This window comes from Cronobacter sakazakii, from assembly GCF_000982825.1.
GTDB classification, from domain to species: domain Bacteria; phylum Pseudomonadota; class Gammaproteobacteria; order Enterobacterales; family Enterobacteriaceae; genus Cronobacter; species Cronobacter sakazakii.
The window spans coordinates 113,464-131,506 of the sequence record NZ_CP011047.1 but is presented as its reverse complement, the minus strand read 5'-3'; the positions used below and the strand labels follow the sequence as shown (position 1 = coordinate 131,506).

18 protein-coding genes are annotated in these 18,043 nt (G+C 57.4%); 5 read left to right on the top strand and 13 right to left on the bottom strand.

Going from position 1 to position 18,043, the window contains the following annotated elements:
- Positions 1–6 precede the first annotated feature (6 nt).
- The gene (gene speE / locus CSK29544_RS00685; protein ID WP_007864424.1) at positions 7–858 is read right to left on the bottom strand and encodes a polyamine aminopropyltransferase; all 852 of its coding nucleotides are present in this window, start codon (positions 856–858) and stop codon (positions 7–9) included.
- Positions 859–981: 123 nt separating this feature from the next.
- Positions 982–1,329, bottom strand: coding sequence for a YacC family pilotin-like protein (locus CSK29544_RS00680; RefSeq protein WP_015386992.1), 348 nt, complete (start codon positions 1,327–1,329; stop codon positions 982–984).
- 730 nt (positions 1,330–2,059) lie between these two features.
- Between CSK29544_RS00680 and cueO the strand changes: the two genes are divergently transcribed.
- A complete protein-coding gene (gene cueO / locus CSK29544_RS00675; RefSeq protein WP_029039302.1) occupies positions 2,060–3,622 on the top strand; it encodes a multicopper oxidase CueO in 1,563 nt (520 codons plus the stop codon).
- A gap of 277 nt (positions 3,623–3,899) precedes the next feature.
- Here the strand turns inward: cueO and CSK29544_RS00670 are convergent, their stop codons facing one another.
- The gene (locus CSK29544_RS00670; RefSeq protein ID WP_029039301.1) at positions 3,900–6,296 is read right to left on the bottom strand and encodes a glucose/quinate/shikimate family membrane-bound PQQ-dependent dehydrogenase; all 2,397 of its coding nucleotides are present in this window, start codon (positions 6,294–6,296) and stop codon (positions 3,900–3,902) included.
- 192 nt (positions 6,297–6,488) lie between these two features.
- Between CSK29544_RS00670 and hpt the strand changes: the two genes are divergently transcribed.
- Positions 6,489–7,025: a hypoxanthine phosphoribosyltransferase gene (hpt, locus tag CSK29544_RS00665; protein WP_004387657.1), complete on the top strand. Its 537-nt coding sequence runs from the start codon at positions 6,489–6,491 to the stop codon at positions 7,023–7,025.
- Positions 7,026–7,079: 54 nt separating this feature from the next.
- Here hpt and can read toward each other — a convergent pair whose 3' ends face one another.
- The gene (gene can, locus CSK29544_RS00660) at positions 7,080–7,742 is read right to left on the bottom strand and encodes a carbonate dehydratase (RefSeq protein ID WP_004387656.1); all 663 of its coding nucleotides are present in this window, start codon (positions 7,740–7,742) and stop codon (positions 7,080–7,082) included.
- A 108-nt stretch (positions 7,743–7,850) separates the two neighbouring features.
- Here can and CSK29544_RS00655 point away from each other — a divergent pair, with 108 nt between their 5' ends.
- The 3 genes from CSK29544_RS00655 (at position 7,851) to CSK29544_RS00645 (ending at position 10,956) form a co-directional block, all read left to right on the top strand.
- A complete protein-coding gene (locus CSK29544_RS00655; RefSeq protein ID WP_007896738.1) occupies positions 7,851–8,777 on the top strand; it encodes an ABC transporter ATP-binding protein in 927 nt (308 codons plus the stop codon).
- Positions 8,774–9,544, top strand: a complete 771-nt coding sequence (locus CSK29544_RS00650; protein WP_004387654.1) for an ABC transporter permease — start codon at positions 8,774–8,776, stop codon at positions 9,542–9,544. Before CSK29544_RS00655 ends, CSK29544_RS00650 begins: the two co-directional genes overlap by 4 nt.
- 164 nt (positions 9,545–9,708) lie before the next feature.
- Positions 9,709–10,956: a polysaccharide deacetylase family protein gene (locus CSK29544_RS00645; RefSeq protein ID WP_007896735.1), complete on the top strand. Its 1,248-nt coding sequence runs from the start codon at positions 9,709–9,711 to the stop codon at positions 10,954–10,956.
- Between the two features lie 44 nt (positions 10,957–11,000).
- Here the strand turns inward: CSK29544_RS00645 and panD are convergent, their stop codons facing one another.
- The 9 genes from panD to thpR all read right to left on the bottom strand — a co-directional run bounded on the left by panD (position 11,001) and on the right by thpR (position 18,001).
- A complete protein-coding gene (gene panD, locus CSK29544_RS00640; RefSeq protein WP_004387652.1) occupies positions 11,001–11,381 on the bottom strand; it encodes an aspartate 1-decarboxylase in 381 nt (126 codons plus the stop codon).
- A 97-nt stretch (positions 11,382–11,478) separates the two neighbouring features.
- The gene (panC, locus tag CSK29544_RS00635) at positions 11,479–12,333 is read right to left on the bottom strand and encodes a pantoate--beta-alanine ligase (RefSeq protein WP_007896734.1); all 855 of its coding nucleotides are present in this window, start codon (positions 12,331–12,333) and stop codon (positions 11,479–11,481) included.
- A gap of 12 nt (positions 12,334–12,345) precedes the next feature.
- A complete protein-coding gene (panB, locus tag CSK29544_RS00630; RefSeq protein ID WP_007896732.1) occupies positions 12,346–13,140 on the bottom strand; it encodes a 3-methyl-2-oxobutanoate hydroxymethyltransferase in 795 nt (264 codons plus the stop codon).
- A gap of 87 nt (positions 13,141–13,227) precedes the next feature.
- Entirely contained in the window at positions 13,228–13,707 is a 480-nt protein-coding gene (gene folK, locus CSK29544_RS00625) for a 2-amino-4-hydroxy-6-hydroxymethyldihydropteridine diphosphokinase (RefSeq protein WP_007896731.1), read from the bottom strand.
- A complete protein-coding gene (gene pcnB, locus CSK29544_RS00620) occupies positions 13,704–15,104 on the bottom strand; it encodes a polynucleotide adenylyltransferase PcnB (RefSeq protein ID WP_204352783.1) in 1,401 nt (466 codons plus the stop codon). The genes folK and pcnB overlap by 4 nt, the downstream gene beginning before the upstream one ends.
- 52 nt (positions 15,105–15,156) lie before the next feature.
- The gene (gluQRS, locus tag CSK29544_RS00615; RefSeq protein WP_007896728.1) at positions 15,157–16,053 is read right to left on the bottom strand and encodes a tRNA glutamyl-Q(34) synthetase GluQRS; all 897 of its coding nucleotides are present in this window, start codon (positions 16,051–16,053) and stop codon (positions 15,157–15,159) included.
- Between the two features lie 69 nt (positions 16,054–16,122).
- Positions 16,123–16,578, bottom strand: a complete 456-nt coding sequence (gene dksA, locus CSK29544_RS00610) for an RNA polymerase-binding protein DksA (RefSeq protein WP_001155227.1) — start codon at positions 16,576–16,578, stop codon at positions 16,123–16,125.
- A gap of 178 nt (positions 16,579–16,756) precedes the next feature.
- Positions 16,757–17,461, bottom strand: coding sequence for a DNA/RNA nuclease SfsA (gene sfsA, locus CSK29544_RS00605; RefSeq protein ID WP_004387646.1), 705 nt, complete (start codon positions 17,459–17,461; stop codon positions 16,757–16,759).
- Positions 17,462–17,470: 9 nt separating this feature from the next.
- Entirely contained in the window at positions 17,471–18,001 is a 531-nt protein-coding gene (gene thpR, locus CSK29544_RS00600; RefSeq protein ID WP_007896726.1) for an RNA 2',3'-cyclic phosphodiesterase, read from the bottom strand.
- Positions 18,002–18,043 lie beyond the last annotated feature (42 nt).

Genomic DNA, 18,043 nt, shown 5'->3' with positions numbered 1-18,043 from the left:
ACCTCCTTAGGATGCCTGAGACGCCAGGGCATCTTGCAAATATTGCGGCAGAGCGAACGCTGCCGTATGAATGGCCGGATTGTAATAACGGCACTTCAGCCCCGCGGTGTGAAAGCGCGCCTGTAAAGTTTCGAGCGGGAGTTTGCGCAGGGCGTCGTTATCGGTCGCCCAGGCGAACGTCATAATGCCGCCGTAATAGGTGGGGATCGCCGCCTGATAAAAGCTCACGTCGCCAAAGTAGTGGCTGAGCTTTTTATGGCTGTCGATGGCTTCATCCTGCTGGAGAAAGCAGACGCCGTTCTGCGCGACGAAAATCCCGCCCGGATTCAGGCAGCGCTTGCACCCTTCATAAAACGCCGACGTGAACAGGCTCTCTCCCGGCCCGATGGGATCGGTGCAGTCGGAGATAATCACATCAAATTTCTGGGTGGTCTGGTTGACGAAATTCACACCGTCGTCAATCACCAGCGTAAAGCGCGGATCGTCATAGCTACCGGCATTGTGGTTAGGCAGATGCTCGCGGCAAAACGCCACCACGCCGGCGTCGATTTCCACCATCGTGATGGATTCCACGCTCTGATGACGCGTCACTTCACGCAGCATCGCGCCATCGCCGCCGCCGATGATCAGCACGCGCTTCGCGTGGCCGTGGGCCAGCAGCGGCACATGCGTCATCATTTCGTGATAGATAAATTCATCGCGTTCGGTGGTTTGCACCACGCCGTCCAGCGCCATCACCCGGCCAAAGGCGGAGTTTTCGAAAATAATCAGATCCTGATGATCGGTTTTTTCGCGATAGAGCACTTTGTCGACGGCAAAGTATTGACCAAACTGATCGTGCAGCGTTTCGTGCCACATAGGATTCTCGGTCACGGGCTGATTCCTCCTTCGTTAACACCCCATAAAAACGGGCGCAACATCATAGCTAACTATGACCGTGGATGCACGGTCACCATTTCACCAAAGGAGCGGGGGAGGGGATTACTTCACGTAGGCAAGCAGGCTTAGCGAATCACGCGCCAGGGCTTTGCACTTTTTAGCGGTAGGAATAGCGATGCCGCTCAGATCGCGGTAACTGTCCTCGCCGAGCGCCTTCATATTAAAGCTGTCGTAATTGCTTAAATCCCACTGATTCTGCTGGGCGAAAAAGACCAGTGCGCGACGGATCTGCCCGTTCGGCAGGTTCTGGTAGCCACAATCATTTTTCAGAAAAACAAAAACCGCCGTCAGGTCGGCCATGTCTTCCGCTTCTGATTCACTGAGCGCAAAACTGTTAGTGGAAAAGGCCAACAGACAGCCCAGAAACATTAGCCTGACTACTTTTCTCATCACGTCTACCACTCGCCAACCAATACCCAACGATAGCACATTTCGTTCAGGCGCGACGAGGAGATTTCTTGCCTTTAACGCGCGGATAACTGCCTGTTTCAGGCGATGTTGTAAGAACATTATCGATAAGAAAGCAGCAGAAAAATCCCTCTATACGATACGGCAATCGCGCACGTTAACGCACCGAAGAGCAAACCACTGAACGAATGAAACGATAAAAGTGATGGGCGTTGCGCCAGGACGTCTAAACCCTTTTTTATGCTCCGCTTGTAAGGCGTTGATTTTTAATGCGTGCAGTTGTGGTGATAAAAAAGGGTTTCAGGCATTAAAAGCAAAAATTTGTTTTTAATTCAGGCATTCCGGTAATATTCGCTCTTGTTCACTGCCGTACAGGCAGCTTAGAAAGACCAGAAAACGAGCTGATTGAGTATCGCGGCGTTCACTGCCGTACAGGCAGCTTAGAAAACTGAGGGCTGCTACTACACGCAGCAGATGTCGTTCACTGCCGTACAGGCAGCTTAGAAAATTATTCGCGCTCGTTTTTCTGCTCTGCTCCAGTTCACTGCCGTACAGGCAGCTTAGAAACGAGTGATGTAGATCATTGCAGCGCCGGGCTCGTTCACTGCCGTACAGGCAGTCTCATATCCAATTCCCTCGCCGTCACACTTGACCTTCCCGCAAGGGGAGGGTTTAAGCTCAACGGGTGCACGTTGACGATAAGGACGGGAAGATGCAACGCCGAGAGTTTATCAAGTACACCGCCGCGCTGGGGGCGCTCAGCGCGCTGCCGACATGGAGCCGGGCCGCGTTTGCCGCAGAGCAGCCCGCGCTGCCCATCCCCGCGCTGCTGACGCCGGACGCCCGCAGCAGCATTCAGCTGACGGTTCAGGCCGGCAAAACCACATTTGCCGGTAAAAATGCCACGACCTGGGGATATAACGGCTCGCTGCTGGGCCCGGCGATTAAGCTGCGCCAGGGCACGCCGGTCAATATCAATATCCGCAATAACCTCGCCGAAGAGACCACGGTGCACTGGCACGGTCTGAAAGTGCCGGGCGCGGTGGACGGCGGGCCGCAGGGCATTATCGCGCCGGGGCAGACGCGCAGCGTAAGCTTCACGCCTGAGCAGCGCGCCGCGACCTGCTGGTTCCACCCGCATCAGCACGGCAAAAACGGGCATCAGGTAGCGATGGGGCTGGCGGGGCTGGTGCTTATCGAAGATACCGAAAGCCTGCAACTGATGCTGCCCAAAATCTGGGGCGTTGACGACGTGCCGCTGATTATTCAGGACAAGAAATTTACCGCCGACGGCAATGTCGATTATCAGCTCGACGTAATGACCGCCGCCGTCGGCTGGTTTGGCGATACGCTGCTGTGCAACGGCGCGGTGTATCCGCAGCATACGCCGCCGAAAGGGTGGCTGCGTCTGCGCCTGCTGAACGGCTGTAACGCGCGCTCGCTGAAGATTGCCGCGAGCGATAACCGTCCGCTGTATGTTATCGCCAGCGACGGCGGTCTGCTGGCGGAACCGATGAAAGTGACCGAACTGCCGATGCTGATGGGCGAGCGTTTTGAAGTGCTGGTGGATACCAGCGACGCACGGCCTTTCGATATCGTGACGCTGCCGGTCACACAGATGGGCATGACGGTCGCGCCGTTTGATAAACCGCAGCCGGTGGTGCGTATTCAGCCCATCGTGGTGCCCGCCTCAGGGACGCTGCCGGATAAGCTGGTGGAGGTTCCGCCGCTGCCTTCGCTCGACGGGCTTCAGGAGCGCTGGCTGCAATTAATGATGGACCCGATGCTGGATATGATGGGCATGGACGAACTGGTCAAGCGCTACGGTAAGCAGGCGCTCGCGGGCAATGCGCACGGGCAGATGATGGGCCAGATGGGGCACGGGAAAATGTCGCATGGCGGCATGAACCACGGCGGCCACGGGTTTGATTTCCATAACGCCAATAAGATTAACGGCAAAGCGTTTGATATGAACACGCCCGCGTTTGCGGCGGCGCTCGGCAAATATGAGCGCTGGACCATTTCCGGCGAGGGCGACATGATGTTGCATCCATTCCATATCCACGGTACGCAGTTCCGTATTTTGACCGAGAACGGCAAGCCGCCCGCCGCGCAACGCGCTGGATGGAAAGATACCGTGTGGGTGGAAGGCGCGCGCAGCGAAGTGTTGGTGCGGTTTGATTACGCGGCGTCAGCCGAGCACGCCTATATGGCGCATTGCCATCTGTTAGAGCATGAAGACACCGGGATGATGTTAGGGTTTACGGTGGCGTGATGGATGTTTGGCGGAGGTATTAACGGCGGGTGCGCTTACCCGCCCTGCGGTAAGGGCGGTGAAATTTAAACGGCGGATGCGCTGCGCTTACCCGCCCTACAAAAGGGTTACGGTGAGCGCTGTGTAGGGTGGGTAAGCGAAGCGCACCCACCTGTCCCCCCAATAAACCACACTGCAAAAACACCTGCTCCCACATAACACACCCCGGCATCATCAAATAAAACCCCGCCCATAAAAAAGCCCCTCGATGAGGGGCTTTTTGCTTTCCGATACGGTTTTACTTCGCATCATCCGGCAGGGCATAGGCAACGATATAGTCGCCCATTTTGGTGCCGAACGAGCCGTGGCCGCCTGCGGAGATCACGACATACTGCTTGCCGTTCACTTCATAGGTCATCGGCGTCGCCTGGCCGCCAGCCGGCAGGCGGGCTTCCCACAGCTTCTCGCCGTTGGTCACGTTGTACGCGCGCAGATAGTTATCCGCAGTCGCACCGATAAACAGCACGTTACCGCCGGTGGTGATCGGGCCGCCAAGCATCGGCATACCCATGTTAAACGGCACCGGGAACGGCATCGGGAACGGCATGCTGTCGCGCGGCGTACCGATACGTTTTTTCCACACCACGTCGTTGGTCTTCAGATCCAGCGCGGAGATATAACCCCATGCCGGCTGCTTACACGGCAGACCAAACGGAGAGAGGAACGGGTTCAGAGTAACGCCATACGGCACGCCGTACTGCGGCTGGATACCGGCTTCTGTACCGGTGCCCTTCGCGTCTTTCGGCTGCTCCATCGGGTTGCCAGGACCACGCGGGATAAGCTTCGATACGAACGGCAGCGCCATCGGGTTGGCAATCGCCACCTGACGGTGCGGGTCAATGGCCAGGCCGCCCCATTCGAACATCCCCAGGTTACCCGGGAACACCAGCGTGCCCTGCTCGGACGGCGGCGTGAAGATGCCTTCGTAACGCAGGCTATGGAACATCACGCGGCAGACCAGCTGGTCATACATCGTGGCACCCCACATATCCGCGCCGCTCAGATCTTTCTTCGGACGGAAGGAAAGGTCAGAGAACGGCTGCGTCGGCGTCACGTAGTCGCCTTTCGCGGCACCCTGCGGAACCGGTTTTTCCGGTGCCGGGACGACGAGCTTACCGTTGCGGCGATCCAGCACGAAAATGTTACCGGTTTTCGCTGGCGCGTAGATGACCGGAACGGTTTCGCCTTTCACGGTAATGTCGGCAAGGGTCGGCTGCGCCGGCAGGTCCATATCCCACAGGTCGTGGTGAACGGTCTGATAAGACCATACCAGCTTACCGGTGGACGCATTCAGCGCGACGATAGAACTCGCATAGCGCTCCTGCTCCGGCGTGCGGTTACCACCCCAGATATCCGGCGTGGTTACGCCCATCGGCAGGTAAACCATGTCGAGCTTCGCATCATAAGACGCCGGTGCCCAGGAGTTCGGGGAGTTCAGCGAGAAATGATGCTCGTCAGCCGGGATCGCGTTCGGGTCTTTCGCACCCGGATCGAAGGCCCACAGCAGTTTACCGGTGTTGATATCAAAACCACGGATGACGCCGGACGGCTCACGGGTGGAGAAGTTATCGGTCACCGCGCCAGCAATCACAATCACCTTATCGGTAACGATCGGCGGCGAAGTCGGCTCATACATACCCGGCGTAGTGACCGGCATGTTGGTCTGCAGGTTCAGAATGCCTTTATTGGCGAAGCTTTCACACAGCTTGCCGTTATCCGCATTCACCGCAAACAGACGACCGTCGTTCACCGGCAGGATAATACGACGCGGACAATCCGCGACGACATCCGGGCTGGCGTTCGCGGCTGTCGCTTCGTGATACGACACGCCGCGGCAGGTCACATGCTGGAATGACGGATTGGTATTCAGCTGCGGATCGAAGTGCCATTTCTCTTTACCGGTTGCGGCATCAACGGCGAAAAGATGCTGGTGCGCGGTGCAGAGGAACAGGGTGTCACCGACTTTAATCGGCGTCACTTCGTTGGTGATCTCACCCGGATCGGTCGGCAGCTTCAGGTCACCGGTGCGGAACACCCAGGCTTCTTTCAGCTTGTGAACGTTGTCGGTGTTGATCTGCTTGAGCGGAGAGTAACGCTGGCCTTCCTGGTTACGCCCGTAAGCCGGCCAGTCGCCGTCAGGAATGCTCTGGCTGCCGTTCACGGCGGCAGGGGTGCTGTCCGCGCTGAGGGTGCCGTTGATTTCCTGCGGATCGTTAAAGCCCGCCCAGAAGAGCAGCCCCGCGGTGATGATAAGCGAGACCAGCAGCGCCGGTACGCCTGCGCGGGACGGCGTGCTGAGGCGACGCCAGACGAATGGCAGAATCAGCCATACGCCGAAGAACACCAGGACGTCGCAGCGCGGCGTCAGCGCCCAGAAGTCGAAGCCGACTTCCCAGATGCCCCACGCCATTGTGCCTAATAAGATGATAGCGTAGAGCCACAGCGCCGCAGCGTTACGTCTCCACAGCAGCCAGGCGGTCGCCAGCATACCCACCCCGGCGATGGGGTAGTACCAGGAACCACCAATTGAAACCAGCCATATACCACCAACCAATAAATACAGCCCTGATAATGCTGCGAACAGGGCTGTGAGCATCACGAGAAGTCGTGATTGTGTCTTTTTTGTTTCTGCCATAACCACACTCTTAATTTTTAAGTAGCAAGTTATTATAGTTGTTAACATATGTGATCTTAATCACAAAAAGAGCTTTTCGCACTTTTCTGTCGGACGGGCGTTTTACTGGTATACTGCCCCGCTTATCGAGCGTTACCGGCGGCAGGCACCGTTGGTAACGCTGATTTATTTTTAAATCAAACGGTTAGCGATATGAAACATACTGTTGAAGTGATGATTTCCGAGGCGGAAATTAAGGCACGCGTTGAAGAACTGGGGCGTCAGATTACTGAGCGTTATCAGGACAGCGGCAGCGAAATGGTGCTGGTAGGGCTGCTGCGCGGCTCTTTTATGTTCATGGCGGACCTGTGCCGTCAGGTTCACGTGGCGCATGAAGTCGATTTTATGACCGCCTCCAGCTACGGCAGCGGCATGTCTTCCACGCGCGATGTCAAAATCCTCAAAGATCTGGATGAAGATATCCGCGGTAAAGATGTGCTGATCGTCGAAGATATTATCGACTCCGGCAACACGCTCTCCAAAGTGCGTGAAATCCTGAGCCTGCGCGAGCCGAAATCGCTCGCCATCTGTACGCTGCTCGATAAACCGTCGCGCCGTGAAGTGGACGTCGAAGTGGAGTATGTCGGCTTCTCGATCCCGGATAAATTTGTGGTGGGCTACGGCATCGATTATGCCCAGCGCTATCGTCATCTGCCGTATATCGGCAACGTGGTGATGCTGGAAGAGTAAATCCGGCGCACAAAAAAGGGGCCACCGGCCCCTTTTTTTATGTCACGCTCGCCCTTATTTATGGCTGGCGTGTGTTTTCTGGATGTTGGATACGCCTTTGCGGTAACCCTGCTCCAGCGTTTCGCGGTCGGTCGCGGTCACGTCCAGATCGCGCAGCAGGCCGTCGTGAATGCCATACGCCCAGCCGTGCAGCGTGACGTTCTGGCCGCGTTTCCAGGCGGACTGCATGATGGTGGAGTGGCCAAGGTTATAAACCTGCTCCATCACGTTCAGCTCGCACAGAGTGTCGAGACGTTTTTCCTGCGGCAGCTCGCTCAGCAGGGCGTTGTGTTTCAGCCAGATGTCGCGAATGTGCAGCAGCCAGTTGTTAATCAGGCCCAGCTCCGGGTTCTCCACCGCCGCCTGCACGCCGCCGCAGCCGTAGTGACCACAGATGATGATGTGCTCCACTTCCAGCACGTCCACCGCGTACTGAACGACGGAGAGGCAGTTAAGGTCGGTGTGGATAACCAGGTTCGCCACGTTGCGGTGAACGAAGATCTCGCCCGGCTCAAGGCCAGTGAGGCGTTCAGCCGGTACGCGGCTGTCGGAACAACCGATCCACAGGAAGCGCGGTTTCTGCGCTTTCGCCAGACGTTCAAAAAAGCCAGGGTCTTCTTTGACCAGCATTTTTGACCAGATTTCGTTATTACTAATAAGTGTGCTGATATCTTTCATAGAGGTTAACGACCTGTAACCAGACAATTGCGTTGGGGTAATATAGGGCAACTAAACTTTTTTTTAAACCACACAACTTCTGCAAGAAAATAAGGTGACTGTACTTTCATGACCATTGCACTGGAACTGGAGCAGCTTAAAAAGACATATCCCGGCGGCGTACAGGCGCTGCGCGGCATTGATTTACAAGTCGAAGCGGGAGATTTCTACGCGCTGCTGGGGCCGAACGGGGCCGGTAAATCCACCACCATCGGTATTATCAGCTCGCTGGTCAATAAAACGTCCGGTCGGGTGCGCGTGTTTGGGTACGATCTGGAACGGGATGTGGTTAACGCCAAACGCCAGCTTGGGCTGGTGCCGCAGGAGTTTAACTTCAACCCCTTCGAGACCGTGCAGCAGATCGTCGTCAACCAGGCGGGCTACTACGGCGTTGAGCGTCGCGAAGCGATTGCACGCAGCGAAAAGTATTTAAATCAGCTCGATCTGTGGGAAAAACGCAACGAACGCGCGCGTATGCTCTCGGGCGGGATGAAGCGTCGTCTGATGATCGCCCGCGCGCTGATGCATGAGCCGAAACTGCTGATTCTTGATGAACCGACGGCAGGCGTGGATATCGAACTGCGCCGTTCAATGTGGGGCTTTCTTAAAGATCTCAACGATAAAGGCACCACGATTATCCTCACCACCCACTATCTCGAAGAAGCGGAGATGCTGTGCCGCAATATCGGCATCATCCAGCGCGGAGAGCTGGTGGAGAACACCTCGATGAAATCGCTGCTCTCTAAACTTAAATCGGAGACGTTTATCCTCGATCTGGCGGCGAAAAGCCCGCTGCCGAAGCTTGAAGGTTATCAGTATCGTCTGGTAGATACCTCGACGCTTGAGGTGGAAGTACTGCGCGAGCAGGGCATTAACAGCGTTTTTAATCAGCTGACCGCGCAGGGTGTTCAGGTGCTGAGTATGCGCAACAAAGCGAACCGTCTTGAAGAGCTGTTCGTCACGCTGGTGAATGAAAAACAAGGAGAGCGCGCATGATGCAGCTTTACTGGGTCGCCCTGAAAAGTATCTGGGCGAAAGAGGTGAACCGTTTTGCCCGTATCTGGGTGCAGACCCTGGTGCCGCCGGTCATCACCATGACCCTCTATTTTATTATTTTCGGCAATCTTATCGGCTCGCGTATCGGCGAAATGCATGGCTTTACGTACATGCAGTTTATCGTGCCGGGCCTTATCATGATGGCGGTGATCACCAACTCTTACGCGAACGTGGCGTCGTCCTTCTTTAGCGCCAAGTTCCAGCGCAATATCGAAGAGCTGCTGGTGGCACCGGTGCCGACGCATGTGATTATCGCCGGTTACGTGGGCGGTGGTGTGGCGCGCGGGTTGTGCGTCGGTATTCTGGTGACGGCGGTGTCGCTGTTTTTCGTGCCGTTCCAGGTGCACTCATGGCTGTTTGTCGCCCTGACGCTGCTGATGACCGCTATTCTGTTCTCGCTCGCCGGGCTGCTGAACGCCGTATTCGCCAAAACCTTTGACGACATCAGCCTGATCCCGACGTTCGTGCTGACGCCGCTGACTTATCTCGGCGGGGTGTTTTATTCGCTGACGCTGCTGCCGCCGTTCTGGCAGGCGCTGTCGCATTTAAACCCGATCGTCTACATGATAAGCGGCTTCCGCTTTGGTTTCCTCGGGATAACCGATGTCCCGCTGCTGTTTACCGTTGCGGTGCTGGCGTGCTTTATCATCGCGTTCTATCTGCTGTGCTGGTATCTCATCAGCCGCGGACGCGGCCTGCGCTCCTGACAGACTCAGCGTGCTGGCGTGGAAACATTCACGCCAGCGCGTCGCCCGCGACCCGTGCCCGGAATGTGTAAGGTGCAATAAATAACAACCGGGCTTGGTATTCATGTCACTTTTGTTAAAATGTGCATAATTTCACCTCTGGCAGTGACTGTTCTTTCATTCCTATGCTAAATCGTCTCTTTTTGTGTCTGCTCCTTCTGGTGGCAGGCGTCGCGCAGGCCAGCCTGCTTGGTAGCGAGCAACCCTCCCCGCAATATATGCAAATTACCGAAGATGCCGCGATCTGGGCGAAGGTCGGTGATAACGTGCAGACGGTTGGTATCATTCGTGAAGGGCAGTTGCTTGCCGTGGTGCCGATTGCCGCTGACTACTATGAATTTCGATTTGGCTTCGGCACCGGGTTTATCGACAAAGCCCACCTGACCGACGTACAGGGCAAAAAACGCGTGACGGACAGCCTGGGCGATCTGAATAAGCCGCTCAGCAATCAAAATTTGCTGACCTGGCGGGATGTCACTATCTACAACGAACCGGACGTGAACAGCGAACCGTTCGGCACGCTGGCCGAAAATCTGCGTTACCCGATTGTCGGCAAGCTGAAAGACAGGCTGAACCAGACCTGGTATCAGATCCGCATTGGCGATCGGCTGGGCTATATCAGTAGCCTGGACGCGCAGGAGGATAACGGCATTCCGGTGCTGACGTACCACCACATTCTGCGCGATGAAGAGAACACCCGGTTTCGCCACACCTCCACCACCACGTCCGTGCGCGCGTTCAGCAACCAGATGACGTGGCTGCGCGACCAGGGCTACGCGACGATTAGCCTCTACGATCTCGACGGCTACGTGCATAACCGCATTAATCTTCCCGCCCGCGCGGTGGCGATCACCTTCGACGATGGCCTGAAATCGGTCTACCGCTATGCGTATCCGGTGATGAAAGAATATGGCTTTAAGGCGACGGCGTTTATTATCTCGTCGCGCATCAAGCGCCATCCGCAGCGGTGGGATCCAAAAACGCTCCAGTTTATGAGCGTGTCGGAGCTGAAAGCGATTCAGGACGTGTTTGATATCCAGTCGCACACCCATTTTCTGCACCGCACCGACGGAGCGCGCCATCCGATTCTGTTAAGCCGCACATATCACAACATTCTCTTTGATTATCAGCGTTCGCGCCGCGCGCTCTCGCAGTTTAATCCGCACGTGCTGTTTCTCTCTTATCCGTTCGGCGGGTATGACGACAAAGCCGTGAAGGCGGCGGGCGACGCCGGGTTTCATCTGGCGGTGACAACGGTGAAGGGCAAAGTGAAGCCGGGCGATAACCCGTATCTGTTAAAGCGGCTCTATATTCTGCGCACCGATTCGCTGGAAACGATGTCGAAAATCATCAGTAACCAGCCGCAGGGATAAAAAAAGCCCTCGCGAGGAGGGCTTTTTTCTTGTGCGCGTAGCGCTTACGCCACCTGCACCGGCACCGCTTTGGCGAGTCGTTTCATCTCGTTGTCGCCGTCGAAATAGGCGACTTTCGGCTGCCAGCTGCGCGCCTGCTCATCCGGCATGGTCACGTAGCTTGCGATAATCAGGATATCGCCGACATCCGCGCAGTGGGCCGCGGCACCGTTCACCGAAATGATCTTCGAGCCGCGCTCGCCCGCGATGGCGTACGTCGAAAAGCGTTTGCCATTGGTCACGTTGTAGATATCAATGGCTTCATATTCCAGAATGCCCGCGGCCTCGAGGAAATCCTGATCGATGGCGCAGGAGCCTTCATAATGCAGGTCCGCCTGAGTAACTTTGACGCGGTGCAGTTTGCCCTGCAACATGGTGCGAATCATAACTTGAACCCTGTTTACCTGAATGTCGTCAGAGCCGGGCGGTGACCCGGCTCCAGGAATTTATCCCGGGCAGTATTGCCCTTTTTACCCATGCTGTCTACTGGGTTAATTCCACGGTCTGATTGTCGATGAGCCGCGCCTGGCCGAGCCACGCGGCCATCAGAATCACCGCGCGCTGGCTTGCCGGTGAGAGTGCCAGCAGCGTGTCGGCATCGCGGATTTGCAGGTCGTCCGGGCGGAAGCCTTTCTCGCTAAGCGCTTCGCTTGCCGCGGCGATAATCGCCTCCAGATCGCGCTCGCCCGCGCGCAGTTTCTCCGCCATCGTATTCATCACTTTGCTCAAGCCCGGCGCGATTTTGCGCTGGTCGCTGGTGAGATAACCGTTGCGGGAGCTGAGCGCCAGCCCGTCTTTCGCTCGTACCGTCGGTACACCGATAATCTCAATGTCATAACCCATATCGGCCGTCATTTTGCGAATAAGCGCAAGCTGCTGATAATCCTTTTCGCCAAAGCAGGCGACATCCGGCTGCACCAGGTTAAAAAGCTTGCTCACTACGGTCGAGACGCCCCGGAAATGCCCCGGACGGCTTGCGCCTTCGAGCATCGTGGAGAGGCCGGGAACGTCAACATAGGTCTGATCGCTCATGCCCTGCGGATAAACCTCTTCCGGCGTCGGTGCGAACACGAAATCGGCACCGCGTTTATTCAGCTTCTCGCAATCTTCCTGAAGCGTGCGCGGATAGCGCGCCAGATCGTCGGCGCGGTCAAACTGCATCGGATTAACGAAAATACTTACCACTACCGCGTCGGCACTGGCTTTCGCCTCGTCCACCAGCTTCATATGGCCGTCATGGAGATTCCCCATGGTCGGCACCAGGGCGATACGTTTGCCCTCCATGCGCAGGCGACGGATCTGCTGGCGCAGCAGCGGCACGGTTTCAATAATCAGCACAATGACACTCCTTTAGTGAAAGCTGTGTTCTTCGCCCGGGTACGCGCCGGACTCCACTTCAGCAATATACTGGCGCACCGCGGCGCGCATATCGCCCGCTTCAGCCAGGAAGTTTTTGGCGAATTTCGGGATGTGGCCGCCGGTAATACCGAAGGCGTCATGCATCACGAGGATCTGCCCGTCAGTGACGTTACCGGCACCGATGCCGATAACCGGAATGGAAAGCGCGTCGGTGATGCGCTGCGCGAGTGCGACCGGCACACACTCCAGCACCAGAAGCTGCGCGCCCGCGGCTTCTAAGGCCAGCGCGTCGTTAAGCAGCGTCTGCGCGGCGGCTTCATCGCGGCCCTGCACTTTATAGCCGCCGAAAATATTCACGGATTGCGGGGTCAGCCCCAAATGCCCGCACACCGGTACGGCGCGCTCGGTCAGCATGCGTACCGTGTCGGCAAGCCACTGGCCGCCTTCGATTTTCACCATATTGGCGCCCGCGCGCATAATCGCGGCGCTGTTCTCAAAGGCCTGCTCAGGCGTAGCGTAAGCCATAAAGGGTAAATCGGCGAGCAGCAGACAGTGCGGCGCGCCGCGGCGAACGGCTCGGGTATGGTAGGCGATATCGTCGACGGTGACCGGCAGGGTGGAGTCATGTCCCTGGACGGTCATGCCCAGCGAATCCCCCACCAGCATGACGCCAATTCCTTCTTCTTCAAAGAGTTTCGCAAAGCTGAAATCGTAGGCGGTGATGGTGGCGAATTTTTTGCCGGTTTCCTTCAGGCGTCGCAATTGAGAAATGGTTGTCGGTTTCATGGGTGTCCCGCAAACAGAAAAAAAGCAGTGTAAACGATGCGTTTACGGGAGGATACCGCGAGGAAATACGAAGGGGAACTTTTTGATTTACCAGTGGCGAATTGCTGAACAATCAAGGCGTTCGAGCACGTCGGCCAGGCGCTCGCCATCCGGGAAGCGCAGCGCGGGCGCAATCTCTGAAAGCGGCAGCAGCATAAAAGCGCGGTTTTTCATGTCGTAGTGAGGAACGATCAGGCGCTCGGTGTTTATCGTCGCATCGCCAAACAGCATGATATCGAGATCGAGCGTGCGTGGCCCCCAGCGCTCCGCTTTACGTACGCGCCCCTGCTCAAGCTCAATGCGCTGCGTGTTATCAAGAAGTGCTTCGGCGCTAAGCGTCGTCTCCAGCGCCACGGCGGCGTTCAGATAATCGGGCTGATCCTGCGGGCCAAGCGGCGGAGTGCGATAAAACGAAGAGGTCGCCACAATGCGGCTACCCGGAATACGCGCCAGCGCAGCCAGCGCGTTATTCACCTGGGAAAGCGGCTCGGCAAGATTGCTGCCGAGCGCGATAAAGGCCAGCGTCACGCGTTACCCTCGCGGCGCGGGGAGGTGCGACGGCGTGGACGACGCGTGCGGCGACGCGCGGCCGGCTCGTCGCCCAGATCGTTGAGCATATCTTTTTGCATCGGCGGCGCGGCGGACTGGAATTCGCCCCACCAGTTCGTCAGACGTTGCAGCTCGCTGTTGTTTTCCGCTTCGGCGCGCAGCGCCAGCAGGTCGTAAGCCGCGCGGAATTTCGGATGCTCCATCAGCTTCCAGGCGCGTTTGCCCTGACGGCGCGACAGGCGCAGCTGCAGCATCCAGATATCACGGATAAGCGTGGTGATGCGTTTCGGGATCGCGAGCGAGCGGCAGGCTTCATCCAGCACATCGTTCATGGCGAGCGCGAAGGCGTCGTAGTAGGCAAGGCCGCTCTCCTGGGCGATTTTCTGCGCCATTTCGAGCTGCGGATACCAGTACATCGCGGCGAACAGGAACGCCGGGTTCACGCGCATGTCGTTATGGATGCGGTGATCGGTGTTCTTCAGCACCTGCGCGATGATGCGCTCCATCGGGCTGTCGCCTTTCTCGGTGAAATAGCGGCTGATGCCGGGGAACAGCGGCTGGAACAGATTGTATTCACACAGCAGGCGATAAGTCGCATAGCCATAACCGGTCTGCAACAGCTTCAGCGACTCTTCAAACAGACGCGCCGGCGGCACGTCATTGAGCAGCGTGGCGAGGCGCGGGATAGGCTCGCCGGTTTCCGGGCTGATGCGCATATCAAGCCGGGCGGCGAAGCGCACCGCGCGCAGCATACGCACCGGATCTTCGCGGTAGCGGGTTTCCGGATCGCCGATAAGACGGATAATCCCTTCTTTAAGATCGTTCAGGCCGCCGACGTAATCACGTACTGTGAAATCGGCCACGCTGTAATAGAGGCTGTTGATGGTGAAATCGCGACGCTGGGCGTCTTCTTCGATAGAGCCGAAAATGTTGTCGCGCAGCAGCATGCCGTTCTGGCCGCGCTGGGAGGTGGCGCGATCGCCCGCGTTCTCTTCGTGATGACCGCGAAAGGTGGCGACTTCAATGATTTCCGGCCCGAACATGACGTGGGCCAGGCGGAAACGGCGGCCAACCAGGCGGCAGTTGCGGAACAGCTTGCGTACCTGATCCGGCGTGGCGTTGGTGGTGACGTCGAAATCTTTCGGCTTTTTGCCAAGCAGCAGATCGCGCACACCACCGCCGACAAGCCAGGCTTCATAACCGGCTTTATTCAGGCGGTACATCACTTTAAGCGCGTTCTCGCTGATATCTTTGCGGGAGATAGCGTGCTGTTCACGCGGGATAATGGTTATGGCGGGCTGTGCGACGCCTTCGTCAACCACGCTCTCCTCGCGGTTTAACACCTTACGGCAAAAATTAGCGACTCGGGTAAAAATGGTGCACCTCGGTAGTGTCAGACTCTGGACAAAAAACAGCGGCTAATATAGCTCAGCGCAACGCATTTGAGAATGCCGGATTCGCGGCCGCCGCCGCAGGCACCGCGCTGAGATCCCATTTTTCCACCGCCTGACGCAGCAGCGTTTCGGTGGAAAGCGCGCGCCAGTCGTCATCGACCGGCTGGTTTAAAAACGCCAGCGCCTCAACCAGCACCGGACGCGGGTCGCCTTCCGGCAGCGGCGGCGCGTGGTTCTGTTTGGAAAGCTTGTTGCCATCCAGGTTCACCACCAGCGGCAGGTGAACGTAATCCGGCGCTTGCCAGCCAAACTGCTGATAGAGCGAAATCTGGCGCACCGTCGGCTCGATAAGATCCGCCCCGCGCACGATTTCCGTCACGCCCTGGAAATGGTCATCGACAACGACCGCCAGGTTATAGGCGAACAGCCCGTCGCGGCGGTGAATCATAAAATCTTCGCGGGCGAGCGCCGGGTCGGCGGTAATGTTGCCACGCAGTTTATCGGTAAACGCCATGACCGGGTGCGTCTGCACGAGCCGCACGGCGGCGTTCTCCGGGCCGTAACGTAACGCGCGGCAGTGGCCATCATAAATGCCGCCCAGTTGCTGAATACGGCTGCGCGGGCAGGTGCAGTAGTAGCTTAGTCCGTGCTCGCGCAGGTACGCCAGCGCCTCGCGGTAGGCCTCGTGACGCTGCGACTGATACAGCACCTCGCCGTCCCAGTGCAGGCCGTAATGATCAAGCTGGCGCAAAATCGCGTCGGCGGCACCCGGTACTTCGCGCGGCGGATCGATATCTTCGATACGGACAAGCCACTGACCTTGTAATGCGCGGGCCTGAAGATAACTGCCGAGCGCGGCAATCAGCGAGCCGAAATGCAGTTCGCCGGAAGGAGAGGGGGCGAAACGCCCGATGTATGGCTTAACAGACATGGTGATGGCAGAGATAAAAGAATACGGCGGGAAAATCCCGCCGTAAGTGTGAGTAATTTGTGTCAGCGATTAGCCGGCCATCTGTTTTTCGCGGATTTCAGCGAGCGTCTTACAGTCGATGCACAGATCGGCGGTCGGACGGGCTTCCAGACGACGGATGCCGATTTCAACACCGCAGGATTCGCAGTAGCCGAAATCTTCGTCTTCCACTTTTTTCAGCGTCTTTTCAATCTTCTTGATAAGCTTGCGTTCGCGGTCGCGGTTACGCAGCTCAAGGCTGAACTCCTCTTCCTGGGCGGCACGGTCTACCGGATCCGGGAAGTTTGCAGCTTCATCCTGCATGTGGGTTACGGTGCGATCGACTTCATCCCGGAGTTGATTACGCCATGCCTCAAGAATACGCCTGAAGTGCGCCAGCTGGGCTTCGTTCATATACTCTTCGCCCGGTTTCTCCTGATACGGCTCCACCCCAGCGATGGCGAGAATACTCAGGGACGATGTTTTACGGTTTTGCCCTTCTTGCATGTTGCTTCTCCTTAACACGCACTATCGATCCCCTTCTCGGGGGAAAAATCAGGCCGCTATAAATAACAGAAGCTTTTCCGGATAGCAATTATCTAAACGTTACACTTGACAACCCTGTGAGGAAAAGCGTATTTGCGCACGCGGCCGTATCATTATTAGTCGATTGCGGATCAACTGGTTATAAGCGAACCGGCAAAGGCGACGTCAGCGTTATCTCACTGGCGGAGAGCGAGGCCTTCCAGGCCAGCACTTCCACCCCCTTGCGCTGCGCCTCGCTTAACAGCTCAGCATAGCGCTCATCGATATGGCGCGCCGGGGCAACCTGCGTAATGGCGGAGTGCAGCACGGCGAACAGCAGCACGGCGCGATCCCCTTGTTCCACTACGCTCATCAGCTCCCGTAAATGCTTCTGACCGCGCGCGGTCACCGCATCCGGGAAGTAGCCTGAATCCTGCTCCGACAGCGTCACGGATTTCACCTCAATATAGCAGTTAACCTTGTCACTCGCCTGCAACATAAAGTCGATGCGGCTGCGTTCGGCCCCGTACTTGACTTCGCTCTTAAGGCTCTCGTAACCGGCGAGCGCAGGCAGGCGCTGCGCCTGCAACGCCTCTTTCACCACCGTGTTGGCGCGCAGCGTATTCACGCAAATCAGCGCGCCGTCACGGGTCTGGGTTAATTCCCACGTGTGCGGATATTTGCGCGTCGCGACGCTTGAGGTGGAATACCAGACGGTATCTCCGGGCGTCGCGCAGCCGGTCATCGCACCGGTGTTCGGGCAGTGCAGGGTTAAGGTTTCGCCTTGCGGCGTGACCACATCGGCGAGAAAGCGCTTATAGCGCTGAATCAACCGGGCCGGTTGCAGTGCGGGGGTAAATTCCATGTCGCTTCCTTATGGATTCAGAGACCAGCGTTGCAGCGGCTGGTAACGGGTACGTCCCTGTTCAAATCGCGATTCATACAGCACAAACTCCCGCACCGGAAGCTGCCAGCCAAACCCTGGCGGCGGCAGCCTGACCGGGTGCTGAGCGTTACGCAGTAATGTGACATGCGGATGAAAGGGTTGTGCGCTTTGTGAGCAACCGCTGCGCGCCGCCTGCGCGCGCAGTAAATTCGCGAGCTGCAACAGGCCGCGCGGCGGCTGACGGGAGCCGAGCCAGACGACCTGCGAGCGCGGCCAGTGTCCGGCGTCGTCCAGCGTAAGCGTAAACCCCGGCTGCTGAATGCGCCCGGCAAGCTCGCTTAACGTGCGCTGTTTCTGCGCGCTGACGTCACCTAAAAACGCGAGCGTGATATGCAAATTCGCGGCGGCAATCGGCCTGCCCGCGTCCGGCGCAAAGTGTGCGGCGCGCCACTCGATAATCTGTTGCTGAAGGTCGGCTGGCAGGGGCAGCGCGAAAAACAGCCGTTTCTGGTCTGACATAGCGGTAACTCGTAATGATCGGGCGGAATGCTACAATGCGTG